We start from the raw sequence: 21941 nt of genomic DNA, 5'->3' as shown, positions 1-21941 counted from the left end.
CACGCTTCGCTCTGCGCTCTCCGCGTGGCTGCGCCACGCGTAGCCCGCAGGGCGAAGCGTGGTGGGCCCGGCAGGACTCGAACCTGCAACCAGACCGTTATGAGCGGCCGGCTCTAACCATTGAGCTACAGGCCCCGCCGCGAGACGGCCGCTCAAGGTGCGGCCGGCAACGGTGCGCGGTTCGTTTACAGGGATGGGGGCGGGGGTGCAATGCCGACTCTGGCGGGATGGAGCGCCGGCGCAGCATTGCGGATGATTTCTAAATAACCGAAATTGGCGATGATGCCCTTATAGTCCTGTTTTGCCCGACGAGTCAAATCGGCCCGCCGGGGGCTTGCTTGGTCGCTTCCGTAACCCCTTGTAATTGCTGGCCTGGTCTACTGTGCATGGGGTTGTTTTTCGACTTTTTGGCTGGAGGGGACCCGCCGGGCTCCCGCCAACGCCTTGTTGACGAACTGAAAGCTCGAGGCTCGCCGCCGCCTAATCCACCGAGACCCCGGCGAACTCGACGACCTTCTTCCACTTCTCGGTCTCGTCGGCGACGAGCTTGCCGAACTCGGCGGGCGTCATCGGCTTGGGGATGCCGCCGTTCTCGGTCAGCCGTGCGATCACCTTCGGGTCCTTCAGCGCGTCGCCGACGGCCTTGTTGAGGGTCTCGACGATCTCGGGCGGCGTGCCCTTCGGCGCGGAGATGCCGTAGAAGCCGACCGACTCGAAGCCCGGCACCGTCTCGGCGATGGCGGGCACGTCGGGCACGCTCGGCCAGCGCTGCGGCGAGGTCACGCCGAGCGCGCGGACATTGCCGCCGCGCGACTGCTCAAGCGCGGAGGGCAAATTGTCGAAGATCAGTTGCACCTTGTTGGAGATGATGTCGGGGAAGGCGATCGCTGATCCGCGATAGGGCACGTGGATCATGTCGCACTTGGTCATCGCCTTGAACAGCTCCGCCGACATGTGCACCGAGGTGCCGTTGCCGGACGAGGCAAAGGAGATCTTGCCGGGGTTGGCCTTGCAATAGTCGATGAACTCCTGGACCGTCTTCGCGGGAAACGCGTTGGAGACGACCAGCATGTTGGTGAGCTGCATGATGCTGGCCACCGGCACGGTGTCGCGCAGGAAGTCGAATGGCAGCTTCTTGTACAGCGAGGTCGAGATCGCGTTGTTGGGCGCCACGAACAAGAGCGTATAGCCGTCCGGGGCGGCGTTGATCGCCGCCGCGGCCGCGATATTGCCGCCGGAGCCGGCGCGGTTCTCGACGATGAATTGCTGGCCGAGGCGATCCGACAGCGCCTGCGCCATGATCCGCGCCACGATGTCGACCGGACCGCCGGCGGCGAAGCCGATCATCCAGTGCACGGGGCGGTCGGGATAGCCGGCGGAGGCGGGAGGGGAGGCACTGAAAAGACCCAAAAGCAAAACCAGCCCGAAAACACCGTTACGCAAAATTCGCAACATGACGCCTCCCATTGTTCTATTGTCGTTGGGCTGCATGCTTTCACAAAAACGGGCCGCTGCCTACATCGTCGCAAGTCGGTGTTGACGCAGGCCTGCCGGGACCATTCATGAGATTCGCAATCACCCTTCTCTTCAGTGCGGCGCTGCTGCTCATCGGCCCCGCCGCTGCTCAAACCGGAGGCAAGGCCATTCCGACCACCACACTCAGTCTGGGCACCGCGACGCCGGGCGGCGGCTTCCCGCTCTATGGCAACGCCTTTGCCGAGGTGATGAACGCGGCCGATCCGCAAGCCACCATCGTTGCGCGCAACACCAAGGGCAGCAACGAGAACATTCCGCTGCTGGAGAAGGGCGAACTCGATCTCGCGCTGGTCGCAGGCGAGCCGGCCTATGAAGCCTTTGCCGGCATCGGCCGCGCGCCGGTGCGGCTGAAGATTTTGACCGCGATCTATTCCAACCCCGGCATGTTCGTGGTGCGGGCGGACAGTCCCTACAAGACCATCCGCGATCTCGTCGGACAGCCGGTCGCATTCGGCGCAAAGGGCTCGGGCCTGCCGATCCTGGCGCGCTACGTGCTCGATGGCCTCGGCCTCAAGCAGGACGAAGACTTCAAGGCGATCTATCTCGACCGCGCCGGCGAAGGCCCCGTAATGGTCGAGGACGGCCGCGCCGCCGCGCTGTGGGGCGCCGGCATCGGCTGGCCCGGCTTTGCTGCGGTCGCCTCCAGCGCATCAGGTGCGCGCTTCATCGCGCCCAGTGCCGAAGAGATCACGCGCATCCGCGCCAAGCATGCGTTCCTCAAGCCGCTCACCGTGCCGGCCGGCTCCTATCCGAAACAGGCCGAACCGATCGCCTCGCTCGGCTCCTGGAGCTTTGTCCTCACGCGCGAGGACCTGCCCGACGATGTCGCCTATCGGCTGGCGAAGACGCTGCACGGCGTCGAAGCGACCTTCTGCAGGCAGCTCGCGCAGGCCTGCGAGACCACCGCGTCGAACACGGTGGCGGCCGCGCCGAAGCCGGAGCTGATTCATCCGGGCGTCGTGAAGTATTTTCGCGAGATCGGGGTGATGAAATAGCGAATGGTGAGTTGCGAATAGCGAATGAGAGCGTCCCCCATTCGCTACTCTCTACTCGCAACTCGCCTGCGTCACTTCTTCACCATCGAACACGCCGGGTCCGGCGGCCCAAACGCCTTCTCGCCCGAGATGGTCGTGAGGATCTTGTAATAGTCCCACGGGTACTTGCTCTCCTCCGGCGTCTTCACCTGCACCAGCCAGAGGTCGTGCACCATCAGATTGTCATCGCGTAAGTGGCCGTTGCGCGCGAAGAAATCCTCGACCGGCTTTTCCCGCATCTTCGCAGCGACCTTGAGCGGATCGTCGGTGCCGGCGTCCTTGATGGCGTTGAGATAGTGGATCACGCTGGAGTAGACGCCGGCCTGCCACATCGACGGCATCTTGTTCATCTTGGCGAAATAGCGCTTCGACCATTCGCGCGTCTTGTCGTCCATGTCCCAATAGAACGATGTCGTCAGCAACAGCCCTTGCGCGGCCTGCAGGCCGAGGCCGTGGATGTCGGTGATCAGCGCCAGCAGCGCCGCCATCTGCTGGCCGCCCTTGAACACGCCGAACTCCGAGCCGGTCTTGATCTCGTTCATGTTGTTCGGGGGACCAGCAGCAATGCCGATGATCTTGGCCTTGGAGGCCTGCGCCTGCAGCACGAAGGAGGAGAGGTCGGGCGTCGCCAGCGGCGGCTTGACCGAGCCCAGCACCTTGCCGCCATTGGCGGTGACGACGCTGGACGCATCGCGCTCCAGCGAGTGGCCGAAGGCGTAATCGTCGGTGATGAAGAACCAGCTGTCGCCGCCGCGCTTGACCACCGCATCCGCGGTGCCGACCGCGAGCGCGCGGGTGTCGAATACCCACTGCATGGCGTAAGGCGAGCAGAACTTGCCGTGGAAGTCCGCAGTGCCGGTGGAGTGGGTGATGAACAGCCGCTTCTTTTCATTGGCGATGTTCTGCACCGCAAGGCCAACGGCGGAGACCGGCACGTCGACGATGAGATCGACCTGGTCGACGTCGTACCAGCGCCGCGCGATCGCGCCGCCGACGTCCGCCTTCAATTGGTGGTCGCCGATCACGATGCTGATCGGCTTGCCGAGCACGGTGCCGCCGAAATCGTCGATCGCCATCTGCGCCGCCGTCACCGAGCCCTGGCCGGTCGGCGCGGAGGCGGGACCGTTCATGTCGGTGAGCACGCCGATCTTGACGACGTTGTCGGACACCTGCGCCGACGCCGCATCCGGCAGCAGCGCCGCCATCAAGGCGGCCGCGACCGGCAGTCCAAATCTCGCTGGATTCACGCTTGTCCTCCCCTGATCCGGCTCGTTGGCCGGTGTTGCTTTTCCCCGGGTACGGCCCGGCTGAATTGGTTTCTTTTGCAACTATTAGGGGGCTGGCGTCAATGTCAGGCTGCGAAGCGGATCTGCCCGGCCGGGGAGGGATCGTAGCCGGTCAGCTCCTCGGCGCGCTGGCGCAGCCGCCTTTCGTTGAGGAACCGGATCAGCGCCTGCATCGGCGGGCGGAAGTAGGTGCGCTGCCGCATTGCAAGGTCAAAATTCTCCCAGACCAGCGGCACGAAATCGAGCCCGGCCGAGCGCGCCGCCGCGCGCGTGGCGACACCGCAATCGGCTTGTCCGGCGCGAACCAGTTCGGCGAGATCCGGTCCGGTGAGCGCGGGCGTCTCGACCCGGCGCAGATCGCGCATCGAAGCGCCGGCCCGCGTCAGCAGCACGTCGAGCAGCATCTGCGCGCCCGTGCCCTGTTGCCGCATCGCCATCCTGACGCCGAGCGCGAGCACGTCGGACAGGCCGCGCAGCCGTTTCGGATTGCCCGGCGGCAGCACGAGTCCCTGCTCGCGACGCGTGAACGCGACCAGCACCGCATCGTGCAGGTCCGGAGCGTCACGCAGCGCCGTCGCACTGGCATCGGCGGCAAGGTTGCCGTCGGCATCGAGGCTGTGGAAGTGCACAGCCGCGGCCATCACCTCGTCACGCTGCAGGCGCTCCAGCCCGCGCGCGCTGCCTTCGCTCATCGAGCCCAGGCCCGAGCCGGATTCGCGCAGGCTCCAGTCGAGCAGTTCGTCCCGGCTGCCGCCCACCACAGGCGGCGGCTCTGCCGTCAGCATGCCGGCCGGACGCGCCATGCCCGACAACACCCAGAGATCGAGCTCGTGGCGCGGGAAGAGCCATTTGCCGGTCACCTTGGTGCAGGGGATCGCGCCGTTGGTGACGAGTTCGTAGAGTTTGCGTTCGCCAAGTCGGAGGTAGTCAGCGGCTTCACTGGTCGTCAGGAATTCCATCCTGCATTCCTATGCAAATTCTTGCTTCTTTTTGAACGTTCGTCGCAGGTGGAATTCTGCAGTTCAATTTCGGTCCGCGCGAACCATGCCCGATCATCTCGCTGCTTTGCAACACATGCTGATCAGCGATTGCGCATTGGGTTTACAATCTGCAGCGCTCGAGTGGTGCGGACCTTGCGATCGCAGGCGAGATGCGCGTCGATGCGTTGCCGAACTTTCCCGAGTGCTTGTACCCGCGCGCACCGCGCAGGCGCGCGGCGAAATCTGCCGCTGGTAGTGACGTCGCTGCCGCTCAATCCTTTGTTGTTCCCGTCGGACGCCGATCGGCGTCGTGCGTCATCAGTGCGGCGCAATCGGTTATCATGATTGCGTCATATCGACGGGAACCCGGTCATGGCCGTTCGGCGCCTCCTTGCTCTATCTGCGCTTCTTTGCGGTCTCGCCGCGGGCGTTGCCATGTCATCCGCGCAGGATCGCACGATCGTGCTGGCCACGACGACATCCACACAGGAGTCCGGCCTGCTCGATCATCTCCTGCCGATCTTCCGTGACAAGACCGGCATCGACGTCAGGGTGATCGCGCGGCGCGCCGATGAAGTGCTCGACGGGGCGCGCAAGGGTGAAGCCGATGTCGTGCTGATTCATGCGCGGCCGCAGGAGGAGAAATTCGTCGCCGACGGTTTTGCCGTGAAGCGCTTTGACGTGATGTACAACGACTATGTGCTGATCGGGCCGAAGAACGATCCGGCCGGCGTCAAGGGCAAGGACATCGCGACCGCGCTGAAGGCGATCGAGGCCAAGGGTACGCCGTTCGTGACGCGCGGCGACCGCTCCGGAACCCACGCCGCTGAGCTCGCGCTCTGGATCGTCGCCGGCATCGACATCGCCGCCGCCAAGGGCGCCTGGTATCGCGAGGCCAAACAGGGCATGGCCGCGGCGCTCGAGGCCGCGCGCACGGCGAATGCCTATGTGCTGTCGGACCGCGGCAGCTGGATCGCCTTCAAGGAGCGCGGCGACCTCGACATCATCGTCGAAGGCGACAAGCGGTTGCTGAACCAGTACGGCGTGATGCTGGTGAACCCCGAAAAATTCCCGAACGTGAAGCGGGAGCTCGGGCAAAGCTTCGTCGACTGGCTGATCTCGTCGGACGGGCAGGCGGCGATCGCCGGCTACAAGGTCGACGGGCAGCAGCTGTTCTTTCCGAATGCGACCCAGTCGGGCGGCTGATCTCGGCGTCGCCGGCGGTTGCAAAACCGGGCGATGCGTGGTCCATCATGGTGCATGATCCAGCGCTTGCCGCCATCGCTCACATCGCTCGACGTCGCGCTCGCAGCACTGCTGAACGCGCTCGCGCCGCTCGCGCCCGTCGAGCTGCCGTTGACCGAAGCGGCCGGTTGCATTGCGGCGCGGGCTCCGCTGCTTGCGGCCCATCCGCCGCGCGATCTCGCTGCCACGGACGGCTGGGCGCTGCACGCCAACGATCTCGTCGGCGCGTCCGCTTATTCACCGCTCCCCCTGACGACAGCGCCGGCCTGGGTCGATGCCGGCGATGCCATGCCCGCGGATTGCGACTGTGTGCTCGATGCCGACGCTGTCGATATATCGGGTCCGCTTGCCCAGGTGCTGGCCGAGGGCGTACCGGGACAGGGCGTCCGCCGCGCCGGAAGCGATATCGCCGCCGGCACGACCGCCGCCGCGGAGGGACGTCCGGTCGCTCCTGCCGACCTGCTGCTTGCTGATGTCGCGGCGATGGACAGGCTGAGCGTGCGGCGGCCGCGGCTGCGCATCGTCAATGTGCCGGGCGCGACGGCGACGACGCAGTTGATCGCCGGCCTCGCGCGCGGCGCCGGCCTTGATGTGAAGACGCATCAGGCTGCCACGCGCGATGAAGCATCGGTTGCGGATGCGCTCGACGTTGCCGCTTGCGATCTGCTCCTGATTGTCGGCGGCAGCGGCGTCGGTCGGCAGGATGCTGCCGTCACTGCGCTGGCTCGGCGCGGCAACGTGATCGCTCATGGCATTGCGCTTGCGCCGGGTCGCACTGCCGCGGCCGGGCGGCTTGGACGAGTTCCGGTCATCGTCTTGCCGGGCTCGCCGGGTCAAGCGCTGGCGGTCTGGCTGGCGCTGGTGCTCCCGGTGATCGACCGCCTGTCGGCACGCCGGCCACGCCGGCAAGTGAGGTTGCCACTCGCGCGCAAGATCGCATCCAGCGTCGGCATCGCGGAAGTCGCGCTGCTCGCCGAGGAACATCGTGCCTGGATGCCGCTTGCCGTGGGCGAATGGCCATTGCACGCCATTGCCGGTGCGGATGCATGGCTGCTCATTCCCGCCAGCCACGAGGGATTTGCGGCGGGAACACCGGTCGATGCCTATCTGATGCGGGCGTGATATGGGTTTGGCACGACGATGATCTCGCAACCGCAAGACCGCAGCGCGCTCGAGCAGGAGCAGTTTCTCAAAATCCTTTCGCGTGAGGAGGCGTTGGCGCGCTTCGAGACTGCGCTGTTCCCGCGCGCGATCCCTAGCGAGGCGCGCAGGCTCGCCGATGCGGTCGGCGCGGCGCTCGCTGAAGATATCACTGCGCCGATCGACGTGCCGCCGTTCGACCGGTCCAATGTCGATGGCTTTGCGGTGCGCTCGGCGGATCTCGCCGCTGCCGGCGAAGGCGCACCCGTTCGGCTGGCACTGAATGGCGAGACGATTCACTGTGGCACCGCGCCGGCGCTGGCAGTTGCGGCAGGAACCGCAACGCCGCTCGCCACCGGTGGTCCGCTGCCGCGCGGGGCTGATGCCGTCGTGATGGTCGAGCACACCCAGCCGGCAGGCTCGGATGCGATCGAAGTCCGTCGCGCCGTCTCACCCGGGCAGTTCGTCTCCTATGCGGGCTCCGACATCGCGCGGGGCGAGGCATTGCTGCGTGCCGGCACGATCGTCGGCTCGCGCGAGATCGGCATGCTCGCGGCCTGCGGCATCGCCGAGGTGAAGGTCGCGCGCAAGCTGCGTGTGGCGGTGATCTCCACCGGCGACGAGCTGGTGCAGCCCGGCGAGGCGCTCGCGCCGGCTGCGATCTACGATACCAACGGCGCGATCGTCGCCGCCGCGATCGACGAGAACGGCGGCGAAGCGAATTTCCTCGGCGCCATTCCCGACGATGAGGCAAAGCTCGAAGCCGCGATGCGCGGTGCGCTGGCGGACGCTGACATGCTGGTGCTCTCGGGCGGCACGTCGAAGGGCGCGGGCGATCTGTCCCATCGCATCATCGGCCAGCTCGGCCAGCCCGGCATCATCGCGCATGGCGTGGCGCTCAAGCCCGGCAAGCCGCTGTGCCTTGCGGTCTGCGATGGTAAGCCGGTGGTGATCCTGCCGGGCTTTCCGACCTCGGCGATGTTCACCTTCCACGACATGATCGTGCCGGTGCTGCGCAGGATGGCCGGCCTGCCGCCGCGCTCCGATGCCAAGGTGAATGCAACGGTGCCGGTGCGCATCGCGTCCGAACTCGGCCGCACGGAGTTCGTCATGGTCTCGCTGGTCGAGGGCAAGGACGGCCTGATCGCCTATCCCTCGGGCAAGGGATCCGGTGCGATCACCTCCTTCGCACAGGCCGACGGCTTTCTTCGCATCGATGCGCTGGCCGACCAGATGCAGGCCGGTACCGAAACCGAGGTGACGCTGTTCACGCCGCATGTCCGCGTGCCCGATCTCGTCATCGTCGGCAGCCATTGCACCGGCCTCGATCTCGTCACCGCGCAGCTCGCGCATGCGGGCCTCACCGTGCGCTCGATCGCGGTCGGCAGCCTCGGCGGGCTTGCGGCGGCGAAGCGCGGCGAATGCGATCTCGCGCCGATCCATCTGTTCGACGACAAGAGCGAGACCTACAACACGCCGTATCTCGTCGAGGGGCTCGAGCTCGTACCGGGCTGGCGACGGATGCAGGGTATCGTCTTCCGCAAGGGCGACAAGCGTTTCGAGGGGCTCGGCGTGAAGGAAGCCGTTGCCGCGGCGCTCGCCGACCCCACCTGCATCATGGTCAACCGCAACCAGGGCGCCGGCACCCGCATCCTGATCGACCGGCTGCTCGGCGGCGCGCGCCCGGAGGGCTACTGGAACCAGCCGCGCTCGCACAACGCCGTGGCCGCGGCCGTCGCGCAGCACCGCGCCGACTGGGGCATGACCATTGCGCCGGTCGCCCATGCGGTCGGCCTCGGTTTCATTCCGTTCGCGGAAGAGCATTATGACTTCGCGCTGGTGACGGCGCGCAAGCAGCGTCCGGCTGTGCAGGCGTTTCTCGATGCCCTCGGCTCGGATGAGGCACGTACGGCACTTGAGCGAGCCGGCTTCCGGCCCGCGTAAGGCGGAAGGCCAACGACGCGGCATTCAAGCCGCGCGGAAGACAGGGTGGGGGGACGCGATGGCAAGGCCGCTTTCGGTTGCGATCGTCGGAGCCGGGATGGGCGGGCTCGCGACGGCCGCAGCGCTCAGGCGCGTCGGTATCGACGTGATGGTCTACGAGCAGGCCTCCCAATTCGCCCGTATCGGCGCCGGCATCCAGATCGGCTGCAACGCCATGAAGGTGTTGCGTGCGCTGGGGCTTGAGCAACGGATGCGCGGCCAGTCGTTCTATCCGCGATCCTGGAATAACCGCGACTGGAAGAGCGGCGACATCAAGTTCGACATGATCTTTGGCGAGAGCGCCGAAGAGAAGTTTGGCGCGCCCTATCTGCTGGCCCATCGCGGCGATCTGCATGCGGCGCTGGCGAGCGCGGTGTCGGATGAGGTCGTGAGGCTCAGCCACAAGCTGGTCGGTCTCGACGAGACGGGCGAGGGCATCCGGCTCAGCTTTGCCGACGGCACCAGCGCTGTTGCCGATGCCGTGGTCGGCGCCGATGGCGTCCATTCGGCGGTGCGCGACATCCTGTTCGACACCGCGCCCGTGAAGTTCACCGGCCGCATCGCCTATCGCACCACCTATCCGGCCGCGCTGCTCGGCGGCGCGACAATCGACGACTGCACCAAATGGTGGGGCGAGGACCGCCACATCGTAATCTATTACGTCAAGCCTGATCGCAGCGAGGTCTATCTCGTCACCAGCCAGCCTGAGCCAAATTTCCGTGTCGAGTCCTGGTCGGCGAAGGGCGACGTGCGCGACCTGCGCGCCTCGTTCGAGGGCTTTCATCCGCAGGTCGGGCAAGTGCTCGCGGCGTGTCCCGACGTGCATAAATGGGCGATCATGGACCGCGATGCGCTGGCGTGCTGGGCCGACGGCAAGGTGACGCTGCTCGGCGATGCCTGCCACCCCATGACGCCCTATATGGCGCAGGGCGCGGCTATGGCGATCGAGGACGCCGCCGTGCTGTCGCGCTGCCTCGACGGTGTCGATCGCGACGGTGTCGCGGATGCATTCCGCCGCTTCGAGGCGACGCGCAAGCCGCGCACGACGCGGGTTCAGGAGACCTCGCGCGCCAACATCTGGCTGAAAGAGCGGACCGATGCCAGCTGGGTGTACGGCTACGACGCCTGGTCGGTGCCGCTGGCGGCCTGAGCGGCGCGCTCACGCTGCTCGGCTTCCGCGAGCGCACGCTCTGCCGCAGGCGGTAGCGGCTTCGGGTCCGGCGGGACCTCGACGATGTCAGGCTTGCTCAGCCGCTTCGTACGATCGATCGTTTCCGAGAGATCGAACATGAAATCGACGGCTGCGAAGATGGCATTCAGGAGCGAGTCGGCCATGGCTGATCCGGGCAATGTCCCGATCAGTAGTCGCCACCGGCTTCCGCCCGGTTCGATGCCCGTGAACCCGGATGGCGGCCGCTGCGACCAAGGGGCATGAGCCAAGCCATGACCGCGCCAGCACCCCTCAATTTCCGCAAGATTGCCGCCCTTGTCGCGGCGGCCGGCACGCTGTTCTGGCTCTACACCTTCTATTTCATCGCCCACGTGCCGCCCGGTGATGGCAGCGGCTTTCAATGGCTCGCGGTGTTTCCGCTCGGCATGATCTTCGGCCTGTTCTTTCTGCCGGCCTGGCTGCTGGTTGCGATCAACCGGCTGCCGCGGTTCACCACCCTTGTCGGCCTTGCCGGCCTGATCGCCTTCGCGATCATCTGGGCGCAACTCCTCAACGAGTTTCCAAAATCGTAAAACGGCTCAGGCCGCGTCATCCAGCGCCGCGAGCCGTTCGGCCTCGGCGATGTCCTCGACCGTGTTGGCATTGAAAAATGGATCGAGCGGCTCGGCCGGCCATGTCACCGTCGCCAGCGGATAGCGCGCGGTCCAGCGGTCGATCTTGCGGAGGTCCTCGACGACCAGCGCGTGACGCAGCTCGTCGCGCAAGGCGACGCGCCACAGGCCGATCACCGGATGCGACTGATCGCCTGATGCGGCGACCGCGAGCTGGGCGCTCTCTCGCGCGCGCGCCTCATGCAGGCGCGCGACGAGATCGCGCGGCAGGAACGGGCAGTCGCCGGCGGCGCTGAGCACCCATTCGATCTCGGGCCGGTTCGCCGCGGTCCAGTCGAGCGCGGCCAAGATGCCGGCGAGCGGACCGGGGAAGCCTGGCACGTCGTCGGCAATGACCTGCAAGCCGAACGCGGCGAAGCGCGCGGGATCGCCATTGGCATTGAGGATCAGCCCGCTGCACTGGGGCGACAGGCGTGCGATCACGCGCTCCAGAATGGTGCGGCCGCCGATGGTGCGCATCGGCTTGTCACCGCCGCCCATGCGTCGCGCGAGGCCGCCGGCGAGCAGGACGCCTTGTGTCGCCGGAATCTCAGTCGTCACCACCTTCACCTTTGCGCTTGTGCTTCGCCGATTCCTCCTCGACGTAAGCGAGGTTCTGATCGTAGACGATCCGCTCTTCGCCCGCGAGTACGATGAAGCGCTTGCCGCGGGTGCGGCCGACCAGCGTCAGTCCGACTTGCCTTGCGAGATCCACGCCCCATGCGGTGAAGCCGGAGCGCGACACCAGGATCGGAATGCCCATCCGCACGGTCTTGATCACCATCTCCGAGGTAAGCCGTCCCGTGGTGTAGAGGATCTTGTCGGACGCATCGACGCCGTGGCGGTACATCCAGCCCGCGATCTTGTCGACGGCGTTGTGACGGCCTACGTCCTCGGTGTAACAGAGCGGCTCGCCCTCCCTGCACAGCACGCAGCCATGGATCGCACCGGCCTCGAGATACAGCGACGGCATGGTGTTGATGGTCTGCGTCATCTGGTAGAGCCAGGAGGTGCGCAGCTCGGCCTTCGGCAGCGCAACGCTCTCGACGGCTTCCAGCAGATCGCCGAAGGCGGTGCCCTGCGCGCAACCCGAGGTCTGCGTGCGCTTCTTCAGCTTGGCCTCGAAATTGGTGTGGTGCTCGGTGCGCACCACGACCACCTGGAGGTCGTCGTCGTATTCGACCTCGGTGACCGCGTCATTATATTTCAGCATGTTCTGGTTCAGCAAATAGCCGAGGGCCAGATATTCCGGATAGTCGCCGATCGTCATCATGGTGACGATCTCCTGCGCATTCAGATAGAGCGTCAGCGGGCGCTCCATCGGCACCTTGATCTCGACCTTGGCGCCGGTCTGGTCGGTCCCGGTCACGCTCTGGGTCAGGCGCGGGTCGTCCGGGTTGGGGACGATCAGGGGCACCGGGGCTTTGTCGATCTTCATCATGGCCATGACGTTAGCATGACATTCGGGTCAAGCCGATATATGCATGCGGTGGAGAGAACGAAATGCCTCGGTTCGTCATTGCGAGCGAAGCGAAGCAATCCAGACTATTTCCGCGGTGGTAGTCTGGATTGCTTCGTCGCTACGCTCCTCGCAATGACGGGGGCGGGGACGTCGGTTCCATCGGTAGCAGGTCGCTTGCGGAGACGGATCGGAAATGAAAGTCATCGGCCTTGCAGGCTGGAGCGGTGCGGGCAAGACCACGCTGTTGACGCGGCTGATCCCGCATTTCAACGCGCAGGGGCTGCGCGTCTCCGTCATCAAGCATGCGCATCACCAGTTCGACGTCGACGTGCCCGGCAAGGATTCCTGGCGGCATCGCGAGGCGGGCGCGGCCGAGGTGCTGGTGGCCTCGTCGAGCCGCTGGGCCCTGATGCATGAGCTCCGCGGTGCGGCGAAGCCGCGGCTGCCGGAACTATTGAACAAGCTGTCGGCTGTCGATCTGGTCGTGGTCGAGGGCTTCAAGCGCGAGCCGCATCGCAAGATCGAGGTGTACCGCGCTGCCAACGGGAAGCCGCTGCTGTTTCCGGACGATCCCGGGATTGCCGGGATCGCGACCGATGTCGCGATTGACACGCGGCTGCCGACTGTCCATCTCGATGATATCGAGGCTGCCGCGGCGTTGCTGCTGCGCGCGGCGATGCCGGTCGAGGAAGCGGTGGCAAAAAGCGCCGCGACGCGCTGACGAGGCACCATGGCGCAACTGTCGGACGATTGTTTTGCCTTCGGCGGACCGATGATGTCGGTCGACGAGGCCGTTGGCCTGATCACGACGCGCGTCAACGCGATCGCCGATCTCGAGACGGTGGCGCTGGTCGATGCGGACGGGCGCGTGCTCGCGCGCGATATCGCGGCGCCGCTGCCGCTGCCGCCGTTCACCAATTCGGCCGTCGACGGCTACGCTGTGCGCAACGCCGACCTGCCGCAAAGTGCGGAGCAGGCATTGCCGCTCGACGGCCGCATCCAGGCGGGCGGGGCTGCGCATGCGCCGATCAAACCCGGCCACACCGCGCGCATCTTCACGGGTGCGCCGATGCCGCCGGAGGCCGGGACCGTCTTCATGCAGGAAGACGTCCGCATCGATGAGTCTGGCAAGATCGTGCTGCCGCCGGGGTTGAAACCCGGCGCGAACGTCCGTCCTGCAGGCGAGGACATTCCGCAAGGATATGTCGCGCTGCACGCCGGTCAGCGGCTGCGGCCGCAACATGTCGCGCTTGCCGCGGCTTTTGGCCTGACCCGGCTCGATGTGATCAGGCGCATTCGCGTCGCGGTGTTCTCCACCGGCGATGAGCTGGCCCCGCCCGGAGAGCCGCGCGCCGCATCGCAGCTGTTCGATTCCAACCGCTTTATGCTGATGGCGATGCTGCGCCGGCTCGGCTGCGAGGTCTCTGATCTCGGCATTTTGCGCGACGAGCGTAGCTCGCTCGCAAACGGCTTGAAGCAGGTGGCGAGCGCGCATGATCTGGTCCTCACCACCGGTGGCGTCTCGACCGGCGAAGAGGATCACGTCAAGGCGGCAGTCGAGAGCATCGGCTCACTGGTGCTGTGGCGGATGGCGATCAAGCCCGGCCGTCCCGTGGCGATGGGCATCATCGACGGCACACCGCTGATCGGATTGCCCGGCAATCCGGTCGCGAGTTTTGTCACCTTCGTCCACGTGGTGCGGCCGACGGTGCTGGCGCTTGCCGGCGGCCGGCCCGAGCCGTTGTTGCCGATCCCGGTGCGCGCAGCATTTTCCTACAAGAAAAAAATCGGCCGCCGCGAATATGTTCGCGCCTCGTTGCGGCGTGGAGAGGACGGCGTGCTGGAGGTGATCAAGTTCCCGCGCGAAGGGGCGGGTCTGCTGTCGTCCCTGGTCGAGACCGATGGCCTCATCGAACTCGTCGAGGAGATCGTTGGTGTCGAGCCGGGGCAGCGCGTAGGTTTCTTGTCCTATGCGAACTTGCTCTGAGTCCTCGCGTTGACGCCATCGCCTCGCCCCGCCATGTTGCGCCCATGACTAGAATGAAGACAAGAACGACTCTCGATCTCACCGGGCTGAAGTGCCCGCTGCCCGCGCTGAAGACGCGCAAGGCGCTGAAACCGTTGCAGCCGGGTGATCAGCTCGAAGTGCACTGCACCGATCCGCTGTCGGTGATTGACATTCCGAACCTCATCCGCGAGACGGGCGACACGGTGGAGATCACGGAGCGTAACGAGACGCGCATCGTGTTCTTGATAGAAAAGATCGATGGCTCGATAGAGAAAACGAATGGTGCGCTGCGTTCGTAGTGCACGGTCACTCTGCTGATACCTACCTTTTATCTATCGACATCAAGCATGGCTTCTGCCCCAATTGACTTTCTCCGTGCAGGCGCGGAGGTTGAGTCTTGTCTGCGATACGCGGACGAACGGGACACATGTCAGAAGCCTGCACGGTGTATCGGCATAGAGCCCCGCTTCAGGGGTTAACTTCTCGGATGCGCGTGGTGATCCTGGCGCGCGTCGCATGATTGTGCGGGGCAGCAGGGACCACGGCTGCGCCTGCAACGGGCTGAGGAACGGGATTGTAGCGGCAGGCTTGCTCAGAAGGGCAACTGCAGGGGAGGACTACATGTCAACAATCGAGAGCGCTGGAACACTTTCAGGCGCCGGAGCGGGCTTTCTTGATCGCGAGCGAACCATCGCGACTGCCGGCTTCAATCGCTGGCTGGTGCCGCCCGCGGCGCTGTGCATCCATCTCTGCATCGGCATGGCCTACGGCTTCTCGGTGTTCTGGCTGCCGCTGTCGCGCGCGATTGGATTGACCGCGCCCAAGACCTGCGGGGATATCTCGCTGTTCCAGGAGCTGTTCACGACCAGCTGCGACTGGAAGGTCGCCAGCATGGGATGGATGTACACGCTGTTCTTCGTTCTGCTCGGTATCGCCGCTGCGGTCTGGGGCGGCTGGCTGGAGCGTGTCGGTCCGCGCAAGGCCGGCTTCGTCTCGGCATTGTGCTGGTGCGGCGGCCTCTTCCTCGGTGCAATCGGCGTCTACACCCATCAGCTCTGGCTGTTATGGCTGGGTTCGGGTGTGATAGGCGGCGTCGGTCTCGGCCTCGGTTATATCTCGCCCGTGTCGACGCTGGTGAAGTGGTTCCCCGACCGCCGCGGCATGGCGACCGGCATGGCCATCATGGGCTTCGGCGGCGGCGCCATGATCGGCGCGCCGCTGGCGAACCTCCTGATGAACTACTTCAAGAGCCCGACCTCGGTCGGCGTCTGGGAGACGTTCGTCGCGATGGGCGTCATCTACTTCGTGTTCATGATGATCGGCGCGTTCCGCTATCGCCTGCCGCCGCCCGGCTGGCAGCCCGAGGGCTGGACTCCGCCGGTCAAGGCCAACGCGATGATCTCGAAGAACAACGTTCATCTTAACGACGCGCACAAGACGCCGCAGTTCTGGCTGATCTGGTGGGTGCTGTGCTTGAACGTGTCGGCCGGCATCGGCGTGATCGGCATGGCCTCGCCCATGCTGCAGGAGATCTTCGCCGGCAAGCTGATCGGTCTGCCGGATGTCGGCTTCAACGCGCTCGATGCGGGGCAGAAGGCGCAGATCGCGGCGATCGCCGCGGGCTTTGCTGGATTGCTGTCGCTGTTCAACATCGGCGGCCGCTTCTTCTGGGCGTCGCTGTCAGACAAGATCGGACGCAAGAACACCTACTATACGTTCTTCATCCTCGGCATCGTGCTCTACGCGGCGGCGCCGACCTTCGCGGCGATGGGCTCGAAGCTGCTCTTCGTGCTCGGCTTCGGCATCATCCTGTCGATGTATGGCGGCGGCTTCGCGACCGTGCCGGCCTATCTCGCCGACATGTTCGGCACGCAGTTCGTCGGCGCCATCCACGGCCGTCTGCTGACGGCATGGTCGACCGCAGGCATCATCGGCCCCGTCGTGGTCAACTACATCCGCGAATTCCAGCTCGCGGCGGGCGTGCCGCGCGACCAGCTCTACAACACCACCATGTACATCCTCTGTGCGATGCTGATCGCGGGCCTGATCTGCAACTACCTGATCAAGCCGGTCGATTCGAAGTGGCACATGAAGGAGGCCGACGTCGCCAAAATGCAGGCGGCGAGCGCCAGCGCTGCTGCTGCGGGGCCGCATGGCTCCTACGGCATCGGGTTTGGCGGGCTTGACGCCAAGGCGGCGTTGTTCTGGGCCTTCGTCGGCGTTCCCCTGCTCTGGGGTGTCTGGAAGACGCTGGAGAGCGCGGTCAAGATATTCTGATCGCCATCGACACGGTCGCGGGATGCTCATCAGTGCGTCCCGCGGCGTTCGCCTTTCAGACATCATCAGGAATGGGACTTAGGGGGATTAAAATGCATCGCACCCGAATTTGCCTTGCGGCCGTGTTGCTCGTTGCCGGTCTTCATGCCGCATCCGCGCAGACCGCGACGCCGCCGGCGGCGCCTGCTGCAACGGCTGAAGCCAAGCCCGGCAAGGTCAAGCTGACCATGCAGAAGCTGAAGGACATGAAGGTCAAATGGTCGGCCAACAGGCCGAAGCTGAAAGCTTGCCGTGCGGACGTGAAGTCCAAGGGGCTGATCGGCGACGACCGCTGGTTCTACATCGAAGAGTGCATGAACAAGACGTGAGCGAGGTTCCTTATCGCGTTTGCGTAAGGGGGCGTGTCAGGGCGGCTGTCCGCCCCTAAATGATTATAGAGACGTTCTAAATTTGGTTGGAATCTGGTATACCAGAGGCTAGAGTTGTGTGGAATGAGGCCTGATTTAGGGGACGCGGGCGACGCGGTTCCCGGGTGTCAGGCCTGGAAATAGGGGCGGATCGCGATGGCAATCCGCGCTGAGGTCATCGGGCTTTTGAGGAGAACGCGACGTTTCCATGAGCAGCAACGACGACGTTCACAAGGTTAGAGAATTCGAGCATCCAGGCGAGGGGCGCCGGCGCGCCAAGGCCACGCCCAAGGGCCGGCAGGTCGATCCGACCGCCGCGCATGAGATCGAGCAATTGCTCGGCGATCGGCCGCGGCGGCGCGATCTCCTGATCGAATATCTGCACCTGATCCAGGACAAGTATCACCAGATCTCGGCTGCGCATCTTGCTGCGCTTGCTGACGAGATGAAGCTTGCCTTCGCCGAAGTGTTCGAGACCGCGACCTTCTACGCACATTTCGACGTGGTGAAGGAAGGCGAGCCCGACATCGCGCCGCTGACGATCCGCGTCTGCGATTCGCTCACGTGCGCGATGCTCGGCGGCGAAAAGCTGCTCGAGGATCTGCAGAGCGCCTCCGGTCCCGGCATCCGCGTCGTGCGCGCGCCCTGCGTCGGCCGCTGCGATACTGCGCCGGCCGCGGAAGTCGGCCACAATTTCGTCGACCACGCCACGGTCGCCAATGTCATGGCGGCGGCGAAGGCCGGTGACACTCACGCGCATCTGCCCAAATATATCGACTACGACGCTTACGTCGCCGGCGGCGGCTACAAGCTGCTTAATCGCGTGCGCTCGGGCGAACTGTCGAAAGACGATCTGCTGAAGGGGCTCGACGACGCCTCGTTGCGCGGTCTCGGCGGTGCCGGCTTCCCCACGGGGCGCAAATGGCGCGCGGTACTCGGTGAGCCCGGTCCGCGGCTGATGGCGATCAACGGCGACGAGGGCGAGCCCGGCACGTTCAAGGACCGCATCTATCTCGAAAGCGATCCGCATCGCTTCATCGAGGGCATGCTGATCGGCGCGCATGTGGTGCAGGCCTCCGATATCTACATCTACCTGCGCGACGAATATCCGGCCTCGCGCGAGATTCTTGTGCGCGAGATCGCGAAACTTCCCGCGGGCGGCCCGACGCTGCACATGCGCCGCGGCGCCGGTGCCTACATCTGCGGCGAAGAGTCCTCGCTGCTCGAAAGTATCGAGGGCAAGCGCGGGCTGCCCCGGCACAAGCCGCCTTATCCGTTCCAGGTCGGCTTGTTCGGGCTGCCGACGCTCATCAACAATGTGGAAACGCTGTGGTGGGTGCGCGACATCGTCGAGAAGGGCGCCGATTGGTGGAAGGGCAATGGCCGTCACGAACGCCACGGCCTGCGCAGCTTCTCGGTCTCGGGCCGCGTGAAAAATCCCGGCATGAAGCTCGCGCCTGCGGGCATCACCATCCGCGAGCTGATCGACGAATATTGCGGCGGCATGGCCGACGGCCATCAGTTCTACGCGTATCTGCCGGGCGGTGCGTCCGGCGGCATCCTGCCGGCGTCGATGGACGACATCCCGCTCGATTTCGGCACGCTGGAGAAATACGGCTGCTTCATCGGCTCGGCCGCGGTCGTGGTCCTGTCGCAGAAGGACAGTGTGCGTGCGGCCGCGCTGAACCTGATGAAGTTCTTCGAGGACGAAAGCTGCGGCCAGTGCACGCCATGCCGCGTCGGAACCCAGAAGGCGGCGCTGCTGATGCAGAAGCCGGTCTGGAACCGTGCCTTGCTGGAAGAATTGAGCCAGGCGATGCGCGATGCCTCGATCTGCGGGCTCGGCCAGGCGGCATCGAATCCGCTGTCCTCCGTGATCAAATATTTCCCTGACGAGTTCAAGGAAGCGGCCGAATGACGAAGATTACGTTCGAGCTCGACGGCAAGCAGGTCGAGGCCAAACCCGGCGAGACGATCTGGCAGGTCGCCAAACGCCAGGGCCGCGAGATTCCGCATCTGTGCTATTCGCCCGCGCCCGACTATCGCCCCGACGGCAATTGCCGCGCTTGCATGGTCGAAATCGAGGGCGAGCGCGTGCTGGCCGCATCGTGCAAGCGCACACCGTCGGTCGGCATGAAGGTGAAGACCGAGTCCGCGCGTGCGGTCTCGGCGCAGAAGATGGTGATGGAGCTCTTGGTCGCTGACCAACCGGCGCGCGAGACCTCGCACGATCCCGATTCGAAATTCTGGCACTGGGCCGAAACCACGGGGGTCACCGAGAGCCGCTTCCCCGCCGCCGAGCGCTGGGCGACCGACGCCAGCCACCCGGCGATGCGCGTCAATCTCGATGCCTGCATCCAGTGCGGCCTCTGCGTACGCGCCTGCCGCGAGGTCCAGGTCAACGACGTCATCGGCATGGCCTACCGCAACCATGGCGCCAAGATCGTGTTCGACTTCGACGATCCCATGGGCGAGTCCACGTGCGTGGCCTGCGGCGAGTGCGTGCAGGCCTGCCCGACCGGCGCGCTGATGCCGGCGGTGATGCTCGACGAGAATCAGACCCGCGTTACCTATGCCGACAAGAAGGTGGATTCGCTCTGCCCGTTCTGCGGCGTCGGCTGCCAGGTGACCTACGAGGTCAAGGACGAGAAGGTGATCTATGCCGAGGGCCGCGACGGCCCAGCCAATCACAACCGTCTTTGCGTCAAGGGCCGCTTCGGCTTCGACTACATCCACCATCCGCATCGCCTGACAAAGCCGCTGGTGCGGCTGCCGAATGCGAAGAAGGATTCCAACGACCAGGTCGATCCCGCCAATCCCTTCACCCATTTCCGTGAAGCGAGCTGGGAAGAGGCGCTCGACCTCGCCGCTAAGGGGCTCGTCAAGATCCGCGACGAGAAAGGCGCGAAGGCGCTGGCGGGCTTCGGCTCGGCCAAGGGCTCGAACGAAGAAGCCTACCTGTTCCAGAAGCTGGTGCGTACCGGCTTTGGCTCGAACAATGTCGATCACTGCACCCGCCTGTGCCACGCCTCGTCGGTGGCGGCGCTGTTCGAGGGCCTGAGCTCGGGCGCGGTGTCGGCGCCGTTCTCGGCTGCGATGGATGCCGAGGTCATCATCGTGATCGGCGCCAACCCGACCGTGAACCATCCGGTCGCCGCGACCTTCATCAAGAACGCAGTCAAGCAGAACGGCGCAAAGCTGTTCGTGATGGATCCGCGCCGGCAGTCGCTGTCGCGCCACGCGACCAAGCATCTGCAGTTCAAGCCGGGCTCCGACGTCGCCATGCTGAACGCGATGATCAACACGATCATCACCGAAGGCCTGACCGACGACCAATACATCGCCGGCTACACCGAAGGGTTCGAGGACCTCAAGGAGAAGATCAAGGAGTTCACGCCGGAGAAGATGGAGGCGATCTGCGGCATCCCGGCTCAGACGCTGCGCGAGGTGGCGCGAACCTATGCGCGGGCAAAATCCTCGATCATCTTCTGGGGCATGGGCATCAGCCAGCATGTTCACGGCACCGACAATGCGCGCTGCCTGATTGCGCTGGCGCTGATCACCGGCCAGGTCGGCCGTCCCGGCACCGGCCTGCATCCGCTGCGCGGCCAGAACAACGTGCAGGGCGCCTCCGACGCCGGCCTGATCCCGATGTTCCTGCCGGATTATCAGCCGGTCGGTCGCGACGACATGCGCGGCGCCTTCGAGAAATTGTGGCAGCAGGATCTCGATCCCGTCCGCGGTCTGACCGTGGTCGAGATTATGAACGCGATCCACGCCGGCGAGATCAATGGCATGTACATCGAGGGCGAAAACCCCGCGATGTCCGACCCGGATCTGCAGCACGCGCGTCAGGCGCTCGCGATGCTCGATCATCTCGTGGTGCAGGATCTCTTCGTCACCGAGACCGCGTTCCACGCCGATGTCATCCTGCCGGCCTCGGCCTTCGCCGAGAAGGACGGCTCCTTCACCAACACCGATCGCCGCGTGCAGCTCGCGCGCCAGGTGATCAAGCCGCCGGGCGACGCCCGGCAGGATCTCTGGATCATCCAGGAGATCGGCAAGCGCATGGGCCTGCCCTGGAATTATTCCGGCCCGGGCGATGTCTACACCGAGATGGCGGAGCTGATGCCGTCGCTCAAGAACATCAGCTGGGAGCGGCTGGTGCGCGAAGGCGCCGTCACCTATCCGGCCGACGATCCGAACAAGCCCGGCAACGAGATCATCTTCACCACGGGCTTCCCGACCGCCAGTGGTCGCGGCAAAATCGTGCCGGCCCATGTCATTCCGCCCGACGAAGTGCCCGACGACGAATATCCGATGGTGCTGTCGACCGGTCGCGTGCTGGAGCACTGGCACACCGGCTCGATGACGCGCCGCGCGCAGGTACTCGATCAGATCGAGCCGGAGGCGGTCGCGTTCATGTCGCCGAAGGACATGCGCAGGAAGAAGCTCATGCCCGGCGATTTCATCCGCCTCGAGACCCGCCGCGGCGCCGTCGAGGTCAAGGTCCGCTCCGACCGCGACGTGCCCGAGAATATGGTGTTCATGCCGTTCTGCTACGCGGAAGCCGCGGCGAATCTCCTGACCAACCCGGCGCTCGATCCGTTCGGCAAGATCCCGGAATTCAAGTTCTGCGCGGTGCGCGCCGAGCGCGCGGAGATGCGGGACGCGGCGGAGTAGGGGCAGTTTAGCGGCCGTTGTGCTAACGCCGTCATTGCGAGCCACCGGGTCCGCGCGAAGCGCGGCCCGATGACAGGCT

General features: G+C 65.3%; 19 protein-coding genes and 1 tRNA gene. 13 read left to right on the top strand and 7 right to left on the bottom strand.

What is annotated here, in order from left to right; translation table 11 throughout:
- Positions 1 to 59: 59 nt before the first annotated feature.
- Together RAD16_RS24690 and RAD16_RS24685 are read right to left on the bottom strand one after the other, a co-directional pair.
- Positions 60 to 135 (bottom strand) — tRNA-Ile (locus RAD16_RS24690).
- 345 nt (positions 136 to 480) lie between these two features.
- The gene (locus tag RAD16_RS24685; protein WP_458160449.1) at positions 481 to 1455 is read right to left on the bottom strand and encodes a Bug family tripartite tricarboxylate transporter substrate binding protein; all 975 of its coding nucleotides are present in this window, start codon (positions 1453 to 1455) and stop codon (positions 481 to 483) included.
- Between the two features lie 107 nt (positions 1456 to 1562).
- Here RAD16_RS24685 and RAD16_RS24680 point away from each other — a divergent pair, with 107 nt between their 5' ends.
- Entirely contained in the window at positions 1563 to 2531 is a 969-nt protein-coding gene (locus RAD16_RS24680; protein WP_458160448.1) for a TAXI family TRAP transporter solute-binding subunit, read from the top strand.
- 71 nt (positions 2532 to 2602) lie between these two features.
- On the opposite strand, the gene RAD16_RS24675 is transcribed toward RAD16_RS24680, so the two are convergent.
- Positions 2603 to 3817, bottom strand: coding sequence for an ABC transporter substrate-binding protein (locus RAD16_RS24675; RefSeq protein ID WP_458160447.1), 1215 nt, complete (start codon positions 3815 to 3817; stop codon positions 2603 to 2605).
- Between the two features lie 104 nt (positions 3818 to 3921).
- Positions 3922 to 4815 (bottom strand): substrate-binding domain-containing protein, encoded by an 894-nt coding sequence (locus tag RAD16_RS24670; RefSeq protein WP_458160446.1) that lies wholly within the window; start codon positions 4813 to 4815, stop codon positions 3922 to 3924.
- 393 nt (positions 4816 to 5208) lie between these two features.
- Here RAD16_RS24670 and RAD16_RS24665 point away from each other — a divergent pair, with 393 nt between their 5' ends.
- Genes RAD16_RS24665 through RAD16_RS24650 form a run of 4 tightly spaced genes read left to right on the top strand, consistent with a single transcriptional unit; the run spans position 5209 to position 10354 of the window.
- Positions 5209 to 6042 carry a substrate-binding domain-containing protein gene (locus RAD16_RS24665; protein WP_458160445.1) on the top strand — a complete coding sequence of 278 codons (834 nt, stop codon included), beginning with the start codon at positions 5209 to 5211 and terminating at the stop codon, positions 6040 to 6042.
- A 54-nt stretch (positions 6043 to 6096) separates the two neighbouring features.
- Positions 6097 to 7203 (top strand): molybdopterin-binding protein, encoded by a 1107-nt coding sequence (locus RAD16_RS24660; protein ID WP_458160444.1) that lies wholly within the window; start codon positions 6097 to 6099, stop codon positions 7201 to 7203.
- A gap of 18 nt (positions 7204 to 7221) precedes the next feature.
- Positions 7222 to 9165, top strand: a complete 1944-nt coding sequence (locus tag RAD16_RS24655) for a molybdopterin biosynthesis protein (protein WP_458160443.1) — start codon at positions 7222 to 7224, stop codon at positions 9163 to 9165.
- Between the two features lie 58 nt (positions 9166 to 9223).
- The gene (locus RAD16_RS24650; RefSeq protein ID WP_458160442.1) at positions 9224 to 10354 is read left to right on the top strand and encodes an FAD-dependent monooxygenase; all 1131 of its coding nucleotides are present in this window, start codon (positions 9224 to 9226) and stop codon (positions 10352 to 10354) included.
- Here RAD16_RS24650 and RAD16_RS24645 read toward each other — a convergent pair.
- Positions 10321 to 10539, bottom strand: coding sequence for a hypothetical protein (locus tag RAD16_RS24645; protein ID WP_458160441.1), 219 nt, complete (start codon positions 10537 to 10539; stop codon positions 10321 to 10323). The two genes, RAD16_RS24650 and RAD16_RS24645, sit on opposite strands and share 34 nt — an antisense overlap.
- A 108-nt stretch (positions 10540 to 10647) precedes the next feature.
- Between RAD16_RS24645 and RAD16_RS24640 the strand changes: the two genes are divergently transcribed.
- Positions 10648 to 10947: a hypothetical protein gene (locus tag RAD16_RS24640; protein WP_458160440.1), complete on the top strand. Its 300-nt coding sequence runs from the start codon at positions 10648 to 10650 to the stop codon at positions 10945 to 10947.
- A 6-nt stretch (positions 10948 to 10953) separates the two neighbouring features.
- On the opposite strand, the gene mobA is transcribed toward RAD16_RS24640, so the two are convergent.
- Together mobA and fdhD are read right to left on the bottom strand one after the other, a co-directional pair.
- Positions 10954 to 11595: a molybdenum cofactor guanylyltransferase MobA gene (gene mobA, locus RAD16_RS24635; protein WP_458160439.1), complete on the bottom strand. Its 642-nt coding sequence runs from the start codon at positions 11593 to 11595 to the stop codon at positions 10954 to 10956.
- On the bottom strand, positions 11576 to 12466 hold the full coding sequence (gene fdhD / locus RAD16_RS24630; RefSeq protein ID WP_458160438.1) for a formate dehydrogenase accessory sulfurtransferase FdhD: 891 nt from the start codon (positions 12464 to 12466) through the stop codon (positions 11576 to 11578). Before fdhD ends, mobA begins: the two co-directional genes overlap by 20 nt.
- Before the next feature lie 214 nt (positions 12467 to 12680).
- Here fdhD and mobB point away from each other — a divergent pair, with 214 nt between their 5' ends.
- The 7 genes from mobB to fdhF all read left to right on the top strand — a co-directional run bounded on the left by mobB (position 12681) and on the right by fdhF (position 21862).
- A complete protein-coding gene (gene mobB, locus RAD16_RS24625; RefSeq protein ID WP_458160437.1) occupies positions 12681 to 13208 on the top strand; it encodes a molybdopterin-guanine dinucleotide biosynthesis protein B in 528 nt (175 codons plus the stop codon).
- Between the two features lie 9 nt (positions 13209 to 13217).
- Positions 13218 to 14474 carry a molybdopterin molybdotransferase MoeA gene (locus RAD16_RS24620; protein ID WP_458160436.1) on the top strand — a complete coding sequence of 419 codons (1257 nt, stop codon included), beginning with the start codon at positions 13218 to 13220 and terminating at the stop codon, positions 14472 to 14474.
- 44 nt (positions 14475 to 14518) lie between these two features.
- Positions 14519 to 14794: a sulfurtransferase TusA family protein gene (locus RAD16_RS24615; protein ID WP_458160435.1), complete on the top strand. Its 276-nt coding sequence runs from the start codon at positions 14519 to 14521 to the stop codon at positions 14792 to 14794.
- Positions 14795 to 15116: 322 nt separating this feature from the next.
- Positions 15117 to 16772, top strand: a complete 1656-nt coding sequence (locus RAD16_RS24610) for an OFA family MFS transporter (protein ID WP_458160434.1) — start codon at positions 15117 to 15119, stop codon at positions 16770 to 16772.
- A gap of 92 nt (positions 16773 to 16864) precedes the next feature.
- Entirely contained in the window at positions 16865 to 17140 is a 276-nt protein-coding gene (locus RAD16_RS24605) for a hypothetical protein (protein WP_458160433.1), read from the top strand.
- A gap of 247 nt (positions 17141 to 17387) precedes the next feature.
- The gene (locus RAD16_RS24600; RefSeq protein ID WP_458160432.1) at positions 17388 to 19097 is read left to right on the top strand and encodes an NADH-ubiquinone oxidoreductase-F iron-sulfur binding region domain-containing protein; all 1710 of its coding nucleotides are present in this window, start codon (positions 17388 to 17390) and stop codon (positions 19095 to 19097) included.
- The gene (gene fdhF, locus RAD16_RS24595) at positions 19094 to 21862 is read left to right on the top strand and encodes a formate dehydrogenase subunit alpha (protein WP_458160431.1); all 2769 of its coding nucleotides are present in this window, start codon (positions 19094 to 19096) and stop codon (positions 21860 to 21862) included. Before RAD16_RS24600 ends, fdhF begins: the two co-directional genes overlap by 4 nt.
- The last annotated feature ends 79 nt before the right edge of the window (positions 21863 to 21941 follow it).

The sequence above is a fragment of the Bradyrhizobium sp. 18BD genome (assembly GCF_054185225.1).
This window is presented reverse-complemented; position numbering and strand designations above follow the sequence as displayed.